The organism is Shewanella sp. MBTL60-007 (assembly GCF_019654915.1).
Lineage (GTDB): Bacteria > Pseudomonadota > Gammaproteobacteria > Enterobacterales > Shewanellaceae > Shewanella.
This window is the reverse complement of record NZ_BPET01000011.1, coordinates 48,211-66,547: the sequence shown is the minus strand read 5'-3', so window position 1 is coordinate 66,547 and position 18,337 is coordinate 48,211. Positions and strand designations below refer to the sequence as shown.

The 18,337-nt window shown below is 45.2% G+C and carries 12 protein-coding genes; 2 read left to right on the top strand and 10 right to left on the bottom strand.

Features of this window, described 5'->3' with window-relative positions:
• Positions 1 to 13: 13 nt before the first annotated feature.
• The 9 genes from pglZ to K5Q92_RS05630 all read right to left on the bottom strand — a co-directional run bounded on the left by pglZ (position 14) and on the right by K5Q92_RS05630 (position 15,306).
• Positions 14 to 2,671 (bottom strand): BREX-1 system phosphatase PglZ type A, encoded by a 2,658-nt coding sequence (gene pglZ / locus K5Q92_RS05670; RefSeq protein WP_220768076.1) that lies wholly within the window; start codon positions 2,669 to 2,671, stop codon positions 14 to 16.
• Positions 2,671 to 6,333 carry a BREX-1 system adenine-specific DNA-methyltransferase PglX gene (pglX, locus tag K5Q92_RS05665; RefSeq protein ID WP_220768075.1) on the bottom strand — a complete coding sequence of 1,221 codons (3,663 nt, stop codon included), beginning with the start codon at positions 6,331 to 6,333 and terminating at the stop codon, positions 2,671 to 2,673. The genes pglZ and pglX overlap by 1 nt, the downstream gene beginning before the upstream one ends.
• Positions 6,334 to 6,348: 15 nt before the next feature.
• Positions 6,349 to 8,112 carry a DUF262 domain-containing protein gene (locus K5Q92_RS05660; RefSeq protein ID WP_220768074.1) on the bottom strand — a complete coding sequence of 588 codons (1,764 nt, stop codon included), beginning with the start codon at positions 8,110 to 8,112 and terminating at the stop codon, positions 6,349 to 6,351.
• Between the two features lie 16 nt (positions 8,113 to 8,128).
• Positions 8,129 to 11,806 (bottom strand): BREX system P-loop protein BrxC, encoded by a 3,678-nt coding sequence (gene brxC / locus K5Q92_RS05655; protein ID WP_220768073.1) that lies wholly within the window; start codon positions 11,804 to 11,806, stop codon positions 8,129 to 8,131.
• Positions 11,807 to 11,824: 18 nt separating this feature from the next.
• Positions 11,825 to 12,409, bottom strand: coding sequence for a DUF1788 domain-containing protein (locus K5Q92_RS05650; RefSeq protein ID WP_220768072.1), 585 nt, complete (start codon positions 12,407 to 12,409; stop codon positions 11,825 to 11,827).
• Positions 12,406 to 13,005 (bottom strand): DUF1819 family protein, encoded by a 600-nt coding sequence (locus K5Q92_RS05645; RefSeq protein ID WP_001021937.1) that lies wholly within the window; start codon positions 13,003 to 13,005, stop codon positions 12,406 to 12,408. The genes K5Q92_RS05650 and K5Q92_RS05645 overlap by 4 nt, the downstream gene beginning before the upstream one ends.
• A gap of 9 nt (positions 13,006 to 13,014) precedes the next feature.
• Positions 13,015 to 13,941 (bottom strand): WYL domain-containing protein, encoded by a 927-nt coding sequence (locus tag K5Q92_RS05640; protein WP_220768071.1) that lies wholly within the window; start codon positions 13,939 to 13,941, stop codon positions 13,015 to 13,017.
• A 68-nt stretch (positions 13,942 to 14,009) separates the two neighbouring features.
• Positions 14,010 to 14,324, bottom strand: coding sequence for a hypothetical protein (locus K5Q92_RS05635; protein ID WP_000284113.1), 315 nt, complete (start codon positions 14,322 to 14,324; stop codon positions 14,010 to 14,012).
• A gap of 73 nt (positions 14,325 to 14,397) precedes the next feature.
• On the bottom strand, positions 14,398 to 15,306 hold the full coding sequence (locus K5Q92_RS05630; RefSeq protein WP_220768070.1) for a 3'-5' exonuclease: 909 nt from the start codon (positions 15,304 to 15,306) through the stop codon (positions 14,398 to 14,400).
• Between the two features lie 655 nt (positions 15,307 to 15,961).
• Here K5Q92_RS05630 and umuD point away from each other — a divergent pair.
• Positions 15,962 to 16,411 (top strand): translesion error-prone DNA polymerase V autoproteolytic subunit, encoded by a 450-nt coding sequence (gene umuD, locus K5Q92_RS05625; protein WP_220768069.1) that lies wholly within the window; start codon positions 15,962 to 15,964, stop codon positions 16,409 to 16,411.
• 7 nt (positions 16,412 to 16,418) lie between these two features.
• A complete protein-coding gene (umuC, locus tag K5Q92_RS05620) occupies positions 16,419 to 17,687 on the top strand; it encodes a translesion error-prone DNA polymerase V subunit UmuC (protein ID WP_220768082.1) in 1,269 nt (422 codons plus the stop codon).
• A 10-nt stretch (positions 17,688 to 17,697) separates the two neighbouring features.
• On the opposite strand, the gene mobI is transcribed toward umuC, so the two are convergent.
• Positions 17,698 to 18,141, bottom strand: a complete 444-nt coding sequence (mobI, locus tag K5Q92_RS05615) for a conjugative transfer protein MobI(A/C) (RefSeq protein ID WP_220768068.1) — start codon at positions 18,139 to 18,141, stop codon at positions 17,698 to 17,700.
• Positions 18,142 to 18,337 lie beyond the last annotated feature (196 nt).

The following is an 18,337-nucleotide window of genomic DNA, read 5'->3' as shown; positions in this document are numbered from 1 at the left end:
TCACCTCAGCGCCTTAGAAAAAATCATCTTGGAATGCCAAATCAATGGTTACCGCGTATTGGCTATAACGGGTTCTCATTTCCGCATTCTCAAGAACTAATGTGTATTGAGCGTTTCTGTCGAACTGGGAGCCAATAAGCTTTAACCTAGCTTCGCGAGTACGTTCATCCATCACTTTACTCACGCTATCAAAGTTAATCGTTTCACGACTGGAGACTTCATTACCTTGTGCATCGACGATATAGACATCCAACAACCGTGCGACGAAACGCTCGCCTACAGGGTCTGTCTGAATAAATCTGACCTTGTCGATATTGTTTACTAATTTGATGGGCTGAGTGGCTGCTACAACACCTACCGGTTGTTTCTCATGTTTTGCTGCTTGTTCTTTTTGTAGCTCTCGCACATGTAGTACCGGTACGCAGACTTCCTGTAGCATCGCTCCGCCATGCACAAACTTAGCACCACCAACGAAGTGGAAGCGTTGAGCCGCTTTTGGAAGCAGGAACTCGGTATCACTAGAGCCATGAGCCGTATCGTTAATTGAGCCTTTCCAACAGGCTTCATCTGAAGGCAAGTTATTACCAACGATATAACGTTTCTTGGCTTCTATCGCGCCAGCAGGTTTGGTTTTCAACGAGGTTTTGTCAGCCGCTACAAGTGCTTTTTGTTGGAAGAGGAAGCCATGGTCAGCAGTGATCACAACTCGGCTGCCGTTTAGACGGTTGATGACCCGCCCAACGAGGTCTTTTAGCTCTTCAATGGCACTACGACAGGCTTCAAACGTTTTCTCTTCAGTTGCTGCCTTATCACCAATCGCATCAATGGTATCGTGATAGATATAAACGACTTCTACGTCTCGAACCTTGTCACGCCCCTCCTGGTTACTCCAGCTCATCAGTTCCTTAGAACTCACTGCCATACCACCTACTTTTTGTAGGATGGAATTACGATTGTCTAAACCCTGTGAAGAAATACCATCCACATAAACAGCCGTGCCTTGCTCTGGCTGGTAACTGAGCGCCTTATGAGGCAATAATGCCGCCATCCCAAGTTGGGTATAACTCGGCAAAACGCCCAACTGCGTAGACACCTCAGCCTTAAATCGCTTCTCGTTATTAATGATAGCGCCAAGCTCATTCGCAATTTCAAAACGCAGGGCATCAGAGATGATCACAAACACTCGTTTTGTCTGTTTCAGACTCAGTCGTGTGCGAACTTCTTTTTCATAAAAGTCATACTGGTGAGGTACGCCAGAAATCTGCCACTTTTCAAGTAATTTTTCATTGGCCAAGTGACGATCCCAGGCAAGGCCAAGCTCATATAAGTACCAGTTGGTATAAATGCTTTCGACTTCGTCGTCGAGCTGACGCAGTATGTCTGCACCTTTACTCAATACAGAGTGCACATGCTCATTGAACAAACGGTAAGCCTGGTCAAAACGATAAATGTCTGTGGTATAGGCGTCGTACATTGCTTTCGCGTTATCAAAGTGGAACCCGTCCACATAGCGATTTCGCAAGTGCATTAACTCCTCAGCGTTGCGGATAGCTTCATAAATTGCGAAGTATTCTTTGCGTGACAATGTCCAGTGGCTAGCAAGACGTCTTGATAAGACCGTATCAAACTGAACCCGGTCTAGCGCTTTACTGCTATCGAGCAAATCACGAACTAAACCACGGATTATGGCCTGTTCCACAGCTTCGAACGTTTCGCATTCGATAAGCTCAACCGGATGGTACTGGCCAGCACGAGTCGAAATTTCCAACTGTTGGCTAAGCACCTTAGAGATGCTTTCGTAGTAAGCGGCGAAAGAGCGGCTGTCGCGCCAGCTCACCATAAACGCCAAGGCTGTCGCCCGGCCTGATGCGCTTTTTAGAACATTGTTAAGCAACCAATCGCGTTCAACGCCTTCAATTTGGCTCCAGAATTCAGTACAGAATAATTTCAACACGAAGTCTGAGAAGGCTGGCTCTTCGACTGTATAGCCAAAACCCTCACTCAGATATGCCCAGAGTGAGGTCTCAAGATCAAACTTTCCTAGCTGGCTCCATAAAGGTTGGCCAAGGCTTTCATCTTCGATATAAGCCGCATATTCGCGTAGTAACCCAAGCAGAATGTCCGACAAAGACGCAGAATCAGCTTTTACAACCACTGCCATCATCTTCCTGTCTAACGACAGTTCGTCTTCGTTCTCAGTCACCCACTTTTTTAAACCGGCTATGCGCTGTTTATTGGCAAAAAAGCTCTGGCGCTTACGAATGTGCGTGCGTAGCGCCATTTTAGGGATACCCAGCTCATTAAGCAGCATTGAGCTGTGATCAGCAAAAAACTGTTCACTATACAAACGCACGTCTAGCAACCAATCGCGGTCAGGCTCTGGCTCAGCGCTTGGAAAATAGATAAGGAATTTAGCTTCACGCTCATCTACTTCAATGCGTTTTTTCACTGCCAATACAGACTCATTGCCCATATTGAGGATGGTCAAATCTTTTGGCAGTACCCTAGCAGTTATATCTGTCGCTTTATCACCTGATTCTTTTGCAAGCGATAAAGAATTAGCTAAATGCTCAAGCTCTTCAGTAAAGCTTTGCTCTGGGTCATACCAAAACACAATGCGGCTCTGTTCGAGTTTTGCAGCGACGCCTTGCGCCAGTTCACTAATCTGCATTAGTTAACCTCCGGGGTAGAACCGGTAATGGCCTTAACATCAGCCAGCAGATCACCAAACTTGCCGTAATTCACTTTCACACCATCATCAAGATCCAGTGAAATACGCATATCGGCATAGTGTTTTAGCTTGTCATCAAACTCTCGTAGCTCAACCTGTTTCTTGATTAAAGCATCCAACTCTTTCTTGAAGCGGTTCGCTTCACTGGTCGAGTCTGCCGTTTCAATCTGCTTCTCAAGCTGCTCTGCATAAGCATCGTATTTGCCTAGTAACGGGGTGACATACTCGGTACGCATACGAGAAAGCGTGCCCTCGTTGTAGCGATGCAAATACACCAGACACTCAAAAGCCTTTTGTTTACCTGAGCTAAACAGCCAATAAATAGGGCGTTTTTTGTAAGTCTTCAGGTGGTCTTTGTAGAATTGAGTTGATAAATAACGGCGGATCGTCTCAAGAGCTGATTCAGATTTTTTCGGTTTAATGGCGTTTAGGCATAGTGATTCTGCGACAAAATCGAGATTTTCTTGCAGATGCTCTTCGCCCCATACAACCTGAACAAACTCGCGGAAGCGGTTGGTTACGTCGTCTTTGAACCATTCTTGCTCGTTGAGCGGAATGATTCCATCATCGTCTGCCTGAAAGGTTTTATATGCGTCATCTTCAACCAACTCTGAAAATCCCCTCCCTTGAGAGCGAGCATAAACAAGCCCCTTCCGGTCAAGAGAGTATCGTCCCATCATACAACCAATAGAGTAACTCAACAGCTCAGCGGTTAAATCTGAGACAAAAAGCACGTTGCTAGCGATCTCTCCTTTATAAGCCGAATAACGATATTCTGGATTACACTGGAGCGTAACGTCTCGTAAAGAAACATCTGGTTTCATCTCATGATGTAAACCATATCTTTCAAGCAAAATTGAGTTATTCCTATGCTCAAGATCTTTTAATTCATCAACGAGCACTTTTGATGCTCTTAAATGGTTGTTTACACTCTCTTGAATAGTGCTACCACAATCCAACAAACTATGTCGTAAAAAATCTCTTGAGATTTCGAATGAATCCCAGTCATTTTTCGCTATTTCTATGCACCTTTTTGCATTTTCCGCCAAACAAGCATCGTCACATGTCGGCTGCAATGGAAGCTTTAAGACATGCCCCAACTTAAAATCTAATGTCGGAGCCAGCATAGACATAAGAAATGTCGTTATTTTACAATTAAAGAACGCCATAAAAGGAAATAGGTTATCAGATGAAGAAAAACCCATAGGTCCCTTAGCGTCAAACATATAACCTTGAGGGACGTACCTTACCGAAAACCCTGCACTCGAAATGCCAGACCATGTAAAGCCCTCTCTAAAAGCATACTCTCCGTTATAGTTGTGCGAGCGAACTCTTCCTGTTATAGGGTCAATATTATTTTTAATTTCTTCACCATCATTCCCCCAATTAACGAGAAGATCTAAGTAGCCATACCACCTTCTTTCTCCGCCCCCTTTGTTATATGGAAACCATTTTTTCTGCCCAGCATTACCATTCAAATTTGCAATGGCATCATCATCAACTTCGTACCAACTACGTAGAAAGAGATCATTATTTGCAGTCGCGAGCCCTTCTCTCGTTTTAATGTATTGACCCGCAGAGTCAAAATTACTGAATGCATCATAGATTGCAGAGGAAGCCCAATATACAAAAGGACTTCCATCAATATTCAGAAAATCTACACATTTAAAATTGTACTTACCACTGCGAGCAATAAAGTTATCTTTCTTCTCAGCGCTATCACCATCTACCAACCTATGAATAGTTGAAACATGGTCTTTAACACACATGTTTAAATACACAAATGCCGTGTTCTGAACAACTTCACCTGTAATTTCAGGGAACGTGTTAGGCCCAAGATGCAACATGCTGTCTAAACTGTATTCTTTTAACAATACATGTCTATATTTCTCAAACCGAGAGATAAACATCCACGCATGCATATTGATTTGAGCATTGAATCCGCCAGGAACAAGAAGTTTGAACGCTCTATCCATGAACACAGAAAAAATATTCTCCTTGACCAATTCAAAGTTGGAATCAATATATTTTTTAAGGTTGTTGTTATAATAAGATCTTCCCATATAAGGTGGATTAGCAATTACAGCATCGTAACGAATGGACAGAACCAATGCCTGATGCACAATTTCAATCAATTGCTTCGCCGCAGGTTTTTGCATTGAGTCGCCTGACTCTTGTAGCTCGACTAGAGTGCTCAGTAAATCTTTTAGCTGTTCATGGTCATCGCTTGGTACATCAATCAATGAACCAAAGGTCTTGGCCTGAGTGAATCTTGCCAAGGTTCGCTTCAGCAGTTGGTAGCGGTTGTCTGCATTGAACGAGCTTAAATCTTGATCATCATCTGAGAACAAGCCTTGTGATGTGCCGCTTTGCCAACTTCCCGATAGATTGAGTGCTTTCCATAACGTTGGCAGGTCAATATGGTTACTTTCCTGCAATGACAGCACATTGAGTCGCACGTTACGGGTAAAAATACGCTTATCGTCATCTCTAGCCATCATCATCAACGCAAAGCCAGATAGCTGCGCTGCACGATCATCTATGTCTAGGCCGTAGAGGTTGTTCTCCAGAATCATCTTTGGAATGTCACGAGAGCGGAAACCACGTTCTTCGTAGATGGCTTTTAGCACGTTATAGGCTTCAATCAGTATGTGGCCCGAGCCACAAGCGGGATCGAGTACTTTGATGGTTTCAGGTTCAATAGATTCTGGCGTAATAGCCTTTAGCTGTTGGTTAACTTCGTCAGATTGTTCAGCAGGCTCAATGTAGTATTCCATCTGCGTTTTAATGGCAGAATCTGGATAGGTTTGCAGCCATTGACGACCGACTGAGTTTTGTACCAGGTACTTCACAATCCAGTTGGGTGTAAATAGCTGGGTGGCGGCAGGGATGTCTTCACTTTTGACCACCTTGCCCATTACCTGATCTTTCTTTTCAGAAATGTAGAACTGGTAAAGCCAGCCAATCACTTCTACCTGTTGCCAGTCCTCTTCAGGGATGCCGTCTACCAATCCACGTAGAATTGAGTCGGTACGTGTTAGGTTGTCTGGTAGAAGAAGCTCAGTTTCATCGTCCAATGCGTCAAATAAGAAAGGCATCGCTTCATGAAGCTTATGGCACTGGCCCAACAGCAGTTCACGATAAAGCTCTTCGTCTTTGTTGCCCGCTAGCTTGAGTTCAATTATGCGAGCTCTATCTAATCCGAGTTCATCCGCAGCATCTTGCGCATGATCGATAATTTCAAAGCCTTTAGGGTTGTCAGGGTGTGACAAAACACGAAAACCGTGACCTAGGTAGTCATGGATTTCCATATAGCGAATAGCACACAGACGGTTGAACCAGGTATAAGCTACTTGTTCAATAAGTTGTGCATACCCCAGCTTCTGGCTTCTGGCCACTATGCGTTTTCTGGGTTCAGCCAGTTTACCGTCAAAACTGTTACCGGCGATTTGAAGCACAGAACCTTGTAGGTTCGCTTCTGCAATTTGTAGCTCGCCTTTTTTATTTGCGGTGATACCAAAGGTGTTTAATCGTTTAGCTACCGCATCCATAAATTCGCGGCGCGCTTTTGGTGCGTATTTTTTAATGTTGTTCGTATTCATATGATCTTGCGCCTCTTATTCTTTCTCTACGCTGCTTGCGGGTTGTAATGCAGTTCTTATGCGGGCAAGCAGTGTTTCCTGACGCTCGCGGTAAAAATCCATAAACTGGTTTAGTTGTTCAGGTAATGTTGTTATGGCTTGCGATTGCAGATGTGCTTGTCTTGCATTCACATCAGGCCACTGCTGCGCATACCATTCATGGGGCATTTTTTGCCGCTTCTGATTATTGATAGTCCCTTCCAACAGCTGAAGGTTTGGCAGCTTGTTAGATGCTTCGATGAGTTCATCTAGCTGTTCAGCTGGGACACCAACTTTTGCAAGCTTGTTACGTGTAAACAAACCTTTGGGGTAAATGTGGTCCACATGAAAGTGTCGTGAAAAATCGAATCCTGGGAACAACAAAGTCAACAAGGCAAAGGTACGCGGATTACCATAATCCAACTGGGCTAGTTCACTAATTTCCTCTGGGTCAAAGCGCAACGATTTACCACGCTGTTGCATGGTCGCTTCAATTTTCGCTAGCGGGAAACCTGTATCACCTGATTGCTTGATGTCTGAGCGGAGCATAGTAAGCAGGGTGTCCAAACCACTTCCCCAGATGCCTGACGCTTTCAACAACGACCTAATGAGCCAGTTTCTGATACATTCTCTATCGACCGCATATTCAACCCTGGAAAGGTAGCTTGCCGTTAACTTTCGGTGGTGCAGGTAATACGCCAACGGGAGGATGGCACTTGTTGCTCTGAGGTTTTGTGCATTAAAACCAAAACTTGCAAGCAACTGCATTGAGAGCAATAACGCATCACGAATTGGCGTCCAGTTCTTTTCCAGAATCGCCATGTTTTCCTTGTTAAAGTTCTCAACCTTAAAGCCCACGCTACCGATGTCAGAGAGCATTAAGCCTGCTTTTAAGACGAGATCTTTTGATACGTTGAATCCATCACCAACACGGTTCATCTCATCTACTAATGCATGAATTTCTTCACGGGCATCTAACGAGCTCCACTGGGCTACTGCTATTGAAAGTAGTAAGTCTGAGTAGGACAAGGTAGTACCGCCGCTATTCATGCGGATAAAGATATTCAGAACACGTTCAAGGCTCTGGTCACTTTCTTCGTAAAACGAAATCTTGTCTTTGTCATGGATGGTTCGATACAAGTGACGAAGAGTTGAACGAGCCTCTTTGCGTTGCTCCGAACTCAACCTGTCATCATCAGCAACTTCATCGATAAGTGCATCCTCTTCCTCTTCCATGATCCGGCCTACACGGAACCAGTACTGTTCAGATGCATCCAGAGAGGCTTTATCGTCGGTTAGGAACTCAAAGTCATACATCGACCCAGTTTCTAAGTCGGGCTGGCTTAACAGATTTAAGTGAAGCCTGCGCACTGGGAAGGCGTCATCATTGCTCCACCATTTACCTGTCAGCTTCCACGCAAATGAGCCGCGTAGGCCGATGTTCAAAGCGGTAATCCGCTGCTGTCCATCTAGGACGGCAATGAACTCACGTTCCGGTAACTGAGTGACATTTTCACAATGGTAGTTATCTCGCTCATGGTAATGCTGCATGAACTGATAAAACTGATAGCTATCCCGGTTCTCTGGTTTTATCTTCCAGAATAGAAAGGTCCCAAACGGGTAACCTTGCAACAGGCTATCAAATAGACGACAGATCTGTTCTGGTCGCCATACAAACTCTCGCTGGATGGCCGGTAACAGGTATTCCTGCTCAGCAACCTTGTCGAGTAATGATCTTATTGTTCCACCCGCTTGATACATAGCTATCCGTTGCCTCTTACTTAATTCTTACTCGGTCGCCAGCTTTGACCGCAGCAATCAGCTGCTCTCTTAAAGCGGCAAGATAGGCATCAACTTCGTCTTCACTTTCAATGAATCCGGTTGTTACTGACTTTGCCATGGCATCAGTTGGGTTAATCGTTACGGTACGTTTTGCAACCGGCTGTGGCTGCATTGGTTCAGGGGCTGGCTCAGGTGCTGGAGCTGCCTTACCGGCTTTCGCTGCTTCTTCTTCGCGTTTCTTCTGTTCGAGTTCACGACGTCTTTGCTCAGCTTCAGCTTTTTTGCGTTGATCTTCGATAAAGCCATTCAGCAACTCATAGGCTTCGTCCTCGTAACCTTCCGCTTCAGTTTGCTCACTGATAATTTGTGGTATCGAAGAGGTTGCTTCAATGCGCTGTCGGCACATTTGTAACGGGCGCAGTGCTTGGTTCTGTAGTTCAGACGGTGCATGAGCGTCAGCTAGCGCTTCTTTTACACGTCCGATGCGCAGATCAACACGCTCTAAGGCATGAGTGCGTTTTTCTTCAACCAATGTTGAGTTAACTTTTGCCACCTGCTCGATAAGCGGATTAATGTGGCGCAGCTGCTCATACGGTGAGGGCATATTGTAAATGCGTTCTAATTCAGTGAGCGCTTTTAATGCTTCACTGTCTTTTTCTAACGCGGGTCTGTTGGCCTTAAACTTCTCGTTCAATGCGCCAGCAAGGGCTTGCCAAGTTTGAAATTGGCTATTGTAGAAATCATCAAGATCCTCAAAGTCCTCAGCAAACTCTTCAAGGGCATCAGCGTCTTCTAAGAATCGGGTGATAAGGGCGAAGCTTGAAGTTTGCTCAAGAATACCCGCTACCAATGCAAGACCATCGTCAATTTGAGATTTACCTGGGAAATGGCCTGTCTGTGACTTGGTTCTGAATGATTTAAGCTCTTCATTCCAAGCCAGTAATTCATCGCGCACTAATTCGTAGAGCTCCTTTTCACCAGAGCCGGTAAAAGTTTTTGAAAAGATCTCTTTAACAAGACCAGCAGCCTTTTTAATTTGGCGCTCGTCATGTTGCCTGATCTTATGTACACGGATCTCGCCGCGTTTACGCACACTGGTAAACGGCTCGTAAGCTTTTTTCAACGCCAGATCTGTGCCTTGGGTACTAAAAGATACCTTTCCAGCCAAGCCCAGCCTTGCAGTGAGCAATAAGATTTCATTGTCTGGCCAGCCATATGGGCGCTTGCCGAAGCGGGCAACGATGTCACGTAAGTAAACAGGCTCGTTACGCTCGACTTTTAGCGTTACGTACTGCTCAACCTCACGCGTAGCTTCTGGGTTACATTCATCCGCTTGAAGATCCAGTCCAATCTGAGCAATATCATCAGCAACAAGAACGGCCTGTAGCTCACGCAAAACTTCACCAGGCGTTGCCTTGAGCATATTCAATTTAGCGAATGTGTTTTCGATAACGTATTTGTATGCTTCTTCGACGATAGCACTTGGCGTTGCTGATTTCTTCGGTAGTTTTGTGCCGATAGCGTAAACGTCAGCCTCTGCAAACAAAGCTTCAAAATCCGTTCTTAAGCGTTTTTCACGCTCAATATTTTCCATCTGCTTTTCGCGGAGAAGGTGTTCTTGCTCTGGTCGCTGTCCTGAATTTTGTTTTAAGAATCGGTCAGTTTTAATAAAGGTTGTCAGGTCATCCCAAAGACGCTTATGTTCGCCCAGCTTGACGAGCACGCACCCATCAGCCTCAAGCGTATGATTGATGCACGCTTGATCGTGGGAGTAATTTTCAAAGTGCGAATCCAAAGGTGAAATGACTTTAATGACTAGGTCTTCCAGCGTGGTGCCATCTTTTGGATGACCATTGCAAAAACGGCTCACCGCAAAGTCTTGCTTATTAATCGGGTAACGATAGGCACGATTACCTTTCAAAATACCGTCAAATACGATTGCTGAAAGCTTGTTAGAGACCTCTGACATTTCAACGTCAGTGTGGCGGATCTCGTTTTCGATCTCTTTTTCTTCGTTGGTCAGGAAGATAAATTCATCACCATTACGGGCAATCAGCAATTGGCGTTCAAGACGATTCAAGCTCTCTTCAATTTGTTTACGCAGCGCAATTTTATCTGCATCGATTCGATCAATTGACAGCGTTACAAGGTTGTCTAGTGTGCTTTTGACAACGTCCACATAACGGATCAAGAAAAGAGTTTTTAGGATCTTGCCATCGAATTCTGTTAAGGAATCCAACTCACAGGCTTGGTCAATCGTTCGCTTAACAGCTGGCTCCAAAAAGCTTTCAATCGGTGCATAGAAACTGTAAAACGGGATTAACACATCAAGGCCAGAGTCCTTCATCTGTTTTGCAGCTGATTGGAAGGCATCAAGTAATGAACGCTCACCCATAGCTAAGTGCTTACCCGTCGCGCCTTTTGTTCGAATTGACTCAAACACTTTTTGAACCAACGTGTAGTGGTAAGGCACAAACGGATAGTTGTCCACGAAAGACGGAGCGTCGGTGTAACCTTTTAGAGAAGCGGTTGTCGTTTTATCAAATGTCAGCTGGTTACGAAGAATGTCGCCCTTTTCTGCAAAGACATCGATGAGGTGTGTACGAGCTTCTTCCGTTTTGGACAACAAACGCTTTTGAATAACTTCCGAGGTATTCGAGCTCGACAGCTGTAAGCGGGTACTAAAACGCCCTTGAATTTTAGAGAAGTCCTCGCCATCGCGCTTATCCATACCACCAATGGCAGCATCAATGTCTGCCTGAGAGGTAACAACGACCCAAGCTCTGCCACCACAATATGTGCCAAGATCTTCAGTAATGGTCTGAAGCTTCAACATCATTTGTGTGTTCTTACCGATAAACTGACCGACTTCATCGACTAAGAAAAGAAGGTTACGATCCCCAGTTCGATCTAAGTATTCATTAACCCACTTACAGAAGTTTCGGATATCTAGCGGGAAATTGTTTTCAACCTGCTCAACCCAAGCTTTTGCAGACTCTAATGATTGCTCACTGGCATGAGCGAGAGCTTCTGAAAGTTCGTCTCGATAGAAGTCATAGGCGTCACGCTCCTTTTCCCAAGTTGATTGGGTCAACTCAGCAAATTTATCCTTGAAAGATGCGTATTGATTACGTTTATCAAGTTCGCGTTCTAAGTGGGCAATGTGAGGAAAGTCAGCGCAGTATCCTACACGTTCATTAAATACTTTGAGGAAAACCTTAAGAATGGCATTTTCTCGGTCGTCCGTATTGGCTCGCGAATCGATGTTAAAAAGAATAACATCAGTGTCTTTGGTAACAGCGTTTTGGATGTCCGCCAACAGCATGGCGTCGTTGATTTTGTCTTTGAAAAACTCAAACGCTTGTCGGCCTTGGCCATCTTTTTCAACAGATTTATTCTCAAGCAAATAAGATAAAATTTTCAGGAAGTGCGATTTACCCGAGCCAAAGAAGCCAGAAATCCATACGCCAATTTTACCTGACATATCACCGTGGCTTTTCGCAACAGATGGTACATAAGCTTCAAAGAATGCTCGAAAGTGACGATCTAGCTCTCGGGTTACAACATACTCATCAAGCTCGACATACACACTGTCATTGTCTTTTTGTTCCGCTTTAACAACGCCATTAATGTCACGCGTCAACTTCTTGGAAAAAATCTGTTCAATTTTCATTCGGGAGGCTCCCTGCTCTTAATTTTTTTTACCGTCTTCAGGCACAAGCTTGAAGGCGCGATAGTAGTTTTTAGATTCGATCATGCCGAAAGGATGCAAATCCCTTCCGCTATATTCACCCGGATAGAAAAGCACTAATGGCGTGTTACCCATAACGTCTTGCAGAGCACTAAGTAACTCATGCCCTCGAACAAGAGGCCACGCACTGCCTAAGCCTGACAGCAACACAAACTCAAGTTCTGATGGCTTATATTTGTCCGCGATATACCTTGCCACTTTCTCTTGGCTCAGAGGCCCGGCTAGTGTTTTTCGAAGGCCATCAACACCGACTTGCAGTTCACGCTGGCAAGCTCGGTCGAAAAGGCCTCGCTCCTCAAGCATATCTATCAAGACTTCAAAAATATTGAGATGGACAAAGCGGTAACCACGCTTGTTGAGTTTTTCGTCAACGTGCTTAAGGTGCTCTCGTACAAGCAGTTCATACTTGGCTGGATAGTCAAATACCCAAAATCCAATTTCATTGCCCAAGCCATCGTTTTTCAAAAACTTAGGGCTTTCAATTCGTTCCAATATCAGATCAAGCCTGGTCTGAAGAGCCTTCATATTGTGCACTCCATTACATCAATCAAATCTTCCCGGCCCAGACGAACTAACCAATCTTTAACTTCTGGCATTAGGTAAACAGGTTGTATTTTCTTTGTCCTGCTATCACTCAAGTAGCCACTATCAACCAATGCCTTAATTGCGTTGTTACCCATTTTTTTGACAGTTGAGTCAGAAAAACCGCCAAGTTCGGCATATGCCCGCACTCTCGTGTCATAAAACTCAGACCATGCATCAGCGGTTAAAGAGGGTTTATAGGTGCGACGAGCCTCGGCTAAGGTAAGTCTCATAAAATCAGCGACAACCGGAGAATGAATGAGTAATGACATCATCAGCATTTGGACATAGGCGCGTTCACTCGCGGCTAAAAGATCAGTCATAAACTCATCACCCAGGCCTTCAATACGCCAACGGATTGTTCTGGCATAACGAATAGCAGTCTGACCGGATTTTTTCTGAAGAACATTTTGCTCAACGATCAGCGACTTCCACTCATCTTCTGGAAGTTTTTTCAGTAGCGATTCTGCGATTATTCTAGATTCAGTTATCAATAAACTGCCTCCGATAAGATCGCCTAAATATTCTTTTATATTCATAAATTCATCTCACGATTCGCTATATCCAGGAGCAAGTGCAGCATTGTCAACGCCGTATAGTGCTTCTGGATTTTTAAGTGCTAAATGGAACTCTCGCCCATTGCTCTTACTATTCTTTGAACAATCGATATTCCATAAACGCAGTAAATATCCAGCGAACGCAGCTCTTATCTCTACACGCAACCTATTGTTTTCCATTGCGTAGTCCATCGATACAGCTTCTGGATGTGCTAGTTTTGGATGAGGTATCAGCTCTAGTTCAACGATTCGGTTCCATTGCTTATCCCACTGAAGAGTCTCAACTTCGTCGTTAACCTCGTCCTCTAACAACTCAACTTCACTTATTCTGGTTATAACAAAATCCCTAAACTCTCTATGCTTTCTATCGAATGCTCGGACATGCCATCTCAAGCCATTGTCAATCAAGGTATGAGGAACTATTTGCCTGCTCCCATGACCACTCGACAATGAGGTGTACTCAATATTAATCACAGCGCGCTTATGTATGGCTTCACTAATAGCCGCTACCACTTCCAATTTCGGCTTATTGAGATGAAATGGTGCTTCACAAGCCATAGGTGGCCTGACCTTGCCAAGAAAGCCATCACCGAACCCTTGGCTTATCGTCGCAAGAGTTCGAACAACGTCATAATCAAACAACGGCTGGAATGCGCTCGTCTTCAAGTGCACTCTGCGCTTTTCGTCATACATAACGTTGTTAGGAGCCAACTCTTTGTACCGCGCAAAATCTTGTGTTGCCACAGACGGCGCTACGCTAAAGCGCTCGGTTAAATAACTACGCCCAGCTTCACCTTTAAATAACAAAGTGAAATCAATATGAGCGAGTCGTTCTCTCTGTGCTTGGCTAAGCTCTTCAAGTCCAGTGTTGTCTTGCACTGTCAGCCTCTCAATCCATCTGGGACAAGCCCTAATCATTTAAAACTAGGAAGCCATCGATTGAATGCCATCAAGCAACCTACTTTTTTTCATTAGGTCTCATAGTATCAACAAGTCGTCTTGTTGGCTATAAAAATTGGCTTGACATTGTTCGAATGTTTCTTTTCTGGCCTTGATAGAAGCTCACGCTGGAATGCCAACTGACGCAATTCATTCTCTCGAACACGTCTAGCAACTTCTGCCTGGGCTGGTAGCAATGGCAGCATCCCTTCAGCAATCGCGTCTGGGGCAGACTCTTGGCCACAGGACATCAAATGCTTCCATGGATCTTTAAGAAAGCGCTCGAACGTGATGCCAAATTCAATGATGCGGGCAGAGACGAAGATTTCGCCCCAGTATTCAATGTAGGTGTCTTGGTACATGGAAAGATTCCTCTTATTGGTTAAACCATGAGTTCACTTTCCATTTTCCAGAGGTTTTCAAATATGCAAGGGGCTATGACAAGGCTTTAAATCGATTGCGAGCATCTTTGTAGTCATAGTGGGCATGTTCTGAACCACGATGATACAAATCATCCAGGTAAGTTTGTTCCTGCGGCAACTCGTCTTCGCTGATTTCGCGCCACCAATGTTTGTTAGCACCTTTAACACCGTCATGCCAGCGGTAACCACGCTCTTTTAAATAGTCCTTTACGTCAAACGGCGCACCAAACGCACGAACTAACACAGTTCGCCTGTCTGCTTCAGACAACAAGTTTGCAACGGACTCGGGCAACAAATGAAACAACCAGGCCATCGCCAAACAATCGGTTGCAGCTCGGTGTCCTTCATAAAACCAACCTAAGCGAAGCAGCAGGTACTCAAGCTTTCGACTTTCAAAACCCAGCGCCTTCCAATCTATGCCACTGGCTGAACAGGCCCAAGATAGATGTCCTAATGCAGCAAACCGCTTTTCAAAGAAAGGACGATCAAACTGTGCATTGTGTGCAACCACCAGCGGATCATCGGATAACCAACTCGCTACCAGTGAATCATCAATGTGCTGGCCTTGCACCATCTCATCGGTGATGCCGGTTAACTCGGTAATCAGCTCGGGGATTGGCTTGCCGGGATCTTCATACAAGCTGATCACATCAACAATCGACACAATCCGCTTAGCAGAGGGGCTGTAAAGCACCTTAACCATACCAAGCTCAATAATGGACTCGTCATCGGCAGACAGTCCGGTTGTCTCTGTATCGAGCAGCACCATTGGCCGTTCATCACCGACCACAGGAGAAAGTTCAAGTGGCCAAGTCTGCGGCTCACGCGTTAATGGAATACGCTCCAGCAATCTAAAATCTTCTGGTCTTTCTGGGATATCCGCGAGGCGCTCTAGCGGAAATGGCGCAGGGGCTCTTGTCATTGATGGTTCCTCTTCAATTCTATTGTTCGCTTTGGGTTATTTCACTGTGCCCTGTTCGTTTATAAACGCGTTTGTACAAAATGCACCTTGGATACCTCAGCGTTTTTTTAATCTTTCTACTGGGTGAACCTATGTATGAAGGCTTTGACTAAGCCTTTCAGAAAGCCTTAGCTAAACCGTTTAGGTAACCCTTACCGATACCCTTTACGTATGGCTTAGCCAACCCCTTTTCAAACGGTTGAAAAAGGCTTTAACTGAGTTCGACTGAGCATTTTAATGATGCTCCTGACTTCGCTTTAAGCCAGTAAATTCAATACGAAGCAGAATTTTACTAAGTGTTTTTAAACCCTTTGCAAAGGGTTCAACAAGCCTTGTTTGACGGTTACTTGACCCATGCGTTAACCAGTAGCAGTAACAGGATCAGTAACAGAAACAAGAGCAGTAGGCAGAAGCAGTATTGTCCAAGCCTTGCAGGCTTTGACGAGGGCGAGCGGTCCCCCACATCAAGCTTTTCAACACAAAAAAGAAATCGCCCACGACACAACGTCTTACTCGAACAACTACAGTTTTACCTACAATTTTACTTGTAGAAATCAGCATAGCATTAGATACTGTACAAACAAACAGTATTAATTATGATTTTTCGAGGTTCGTCATGAGTGTCTCGCTGATAGGCCGTAGCGGCGCACTTGCCTTCATCAAAGCCAAGCGCCTTCGTATTCCATTGTTCATGGAACGTGTTTCTGCTGGTTTTCCCTCACCAGCGCAGGATTATGTTGAGCAAACGCTCGACCTTAACGAGCTGTGCATCAAACGACCGGCTGCAACGTTCTTTGTGCGTGTTGAAGGTGATTCAATGATTGATGCCGGGATTCACCCAGATGATATTCTGGTGGTTGATCGCTCTGTCCAAGCCGAACACGGTGACATTGTCATCGCTGGCATCCATGGTGAACTCACGGTAAAGGAGCTTCAACTGAGGCCGTGCGTCATGCTGATCCCAAGAAACCGGGCGTATGAACCCATCCATATTTCTGAAGGGACAGAGTTAGAGATATTTGGTGTGGTCACCAATGTGGTGCGAAACATGCGCCGCAAGTCGTGACTATCCCATGCCTGTATTTGCCTTGGTGGACTGCAACAACTTTTACGCCAGTTGTGAGAAGCTGTTTCGTCCTGATTTAAAAGATACGCCGGTTGTGGTGCTGTCCAATAACGACGGCTGCGTGGTTGCACGCTCGCGTGAAGCTAAGTTACTCGGTATTAAAATGGGCGTACCCGTCTTTCAAATCAAAGCTGAAATGCAGCGCCATGGCATTTTGGCATTCTCGTCTAACTATGCGCTGTATGCAGATTTAAGCAGTCGAGTGATGCGCACTTTGGAGGAGATGGCACCACGAGTAGAGGTTTACTCCATTGACGAAGCGTTTTTGGATTTAACCGGTATAGAGTCAGCCATATCCCTTGTCGAGTTCGGACAACAAGTGCGAGAGCGAATAGGCCACTGGATTGGGATCACCGTCTGTGTAGGCATTGCACCGACAAAAACACTCGCCAAGCTGGCAAACCATGCCGCCAAAAAGTATCCAGCCACTCAGGGGGTTGTAGACCTGACCAATCCAGATCGGCAACGTCGATTGCTCGCATTAGTCCCGGTTGATGATGTTTGGGGCGTTGGTAGACGGCTTTCTAAGCGTTTAAATGCGTTGGGTATCACCACAGCCTTAGACCTAGCCAATGCCTCTCCTAGAGCCATCAGAGACCAGTTTTCAGTGGTTTTAGAGAGAACCGTCAGAGAGCTCAATGGTGAGTCGTGCATTGAACTTGAAGAGATCCCACCAACTAAGAAACAAATTGTCTGTAGCCGTTCATTTGGCGTAAAAGTAACGCACTTTGAATTGTTACGTGAAGCCGTCTGCGAATACGCAACCCGCGCCACTGAGAAGCTTCGCAAAGAACAGCAGCAAGCCAAAGTGCTGACCGTGTTTATACGTACCAGCCCCTTTAAGGACAACGAGCCGCAGTACAGTAACTCGACATCGGGCGAGCTGTTGATACCCAGTTGTGATACGCGGGATTTTATTGAGCTGGCCAATCACTTACTCAAGCGGATATGGAAAGATGGCTTTCGTTATGCCAAAGCGGGCGTCATGCTGTCTGACTTTTACGATCCTGGCATGTTTCAGCCAGGATTATTCGATGACGTATCGACCCGCTCTAATAGCCAGCAGTTAATGTCAGTATTGGACACCATTAATCAAAGCGGTGCCGGAAAGGTTTTCTTTGGTGGACAAGGTACGAAGAAAGATTGGTCGATGAAGCGAGAGCATTTGTCTCCCGCCTACACAACACGCTGGGACCAGTTGCCGCGAGTGAAGTAGCGCAGTTAACTCAATAGGCATTCACTCTGCGACGCAGCATGTTGAGCTTATCAACTTTGCGTCGAATATCACTGAAAAATTCTTCTTTCTCTATGGCCAGCGCTAACTCCCATTCTTTGGCCAAACCTTGGCAGTCCAAAAATGAGTATCTCAGCTTCGTCTTTGAGATACGCAGCCCCTTGCTAAAGACCACGCGTTTGCCTCGTTGACCGTGAAAACTGTTGATGTACCACTCTATGCCAAAGCCATACTTAAAGTCTCTGATACGGACACCAAGCAGACCCCAGTCTTTAAAGGGCTCATTCTCTCGAACCTTGTAATGGGTAACCCAAAAGTCATCAACTTCGGCTCGTGCCAGCGCTTTTAGCCTGTCCGTTTCTTGCTGAAGTAAATCTGATACCTCTGCTTTCCATTGTTCATTGACGATTTCTACCAAACCAATTTCCCCATCCAATTAACCCCAAAAGCCAAAACCACTATCCGTTTGGCTTTTGGGTCGAAACGCCAAACGTAAAACTGCCGTAACAATCACTGTTTGGCGTCTCGATATAAATCAACTCGCGCAATCCCATACCTGACAAGGGATACAGACCGATTTCACTTAAAAACGCCTAAAAAGACGTATCGCCATGAAGATACAAACCGTTTGG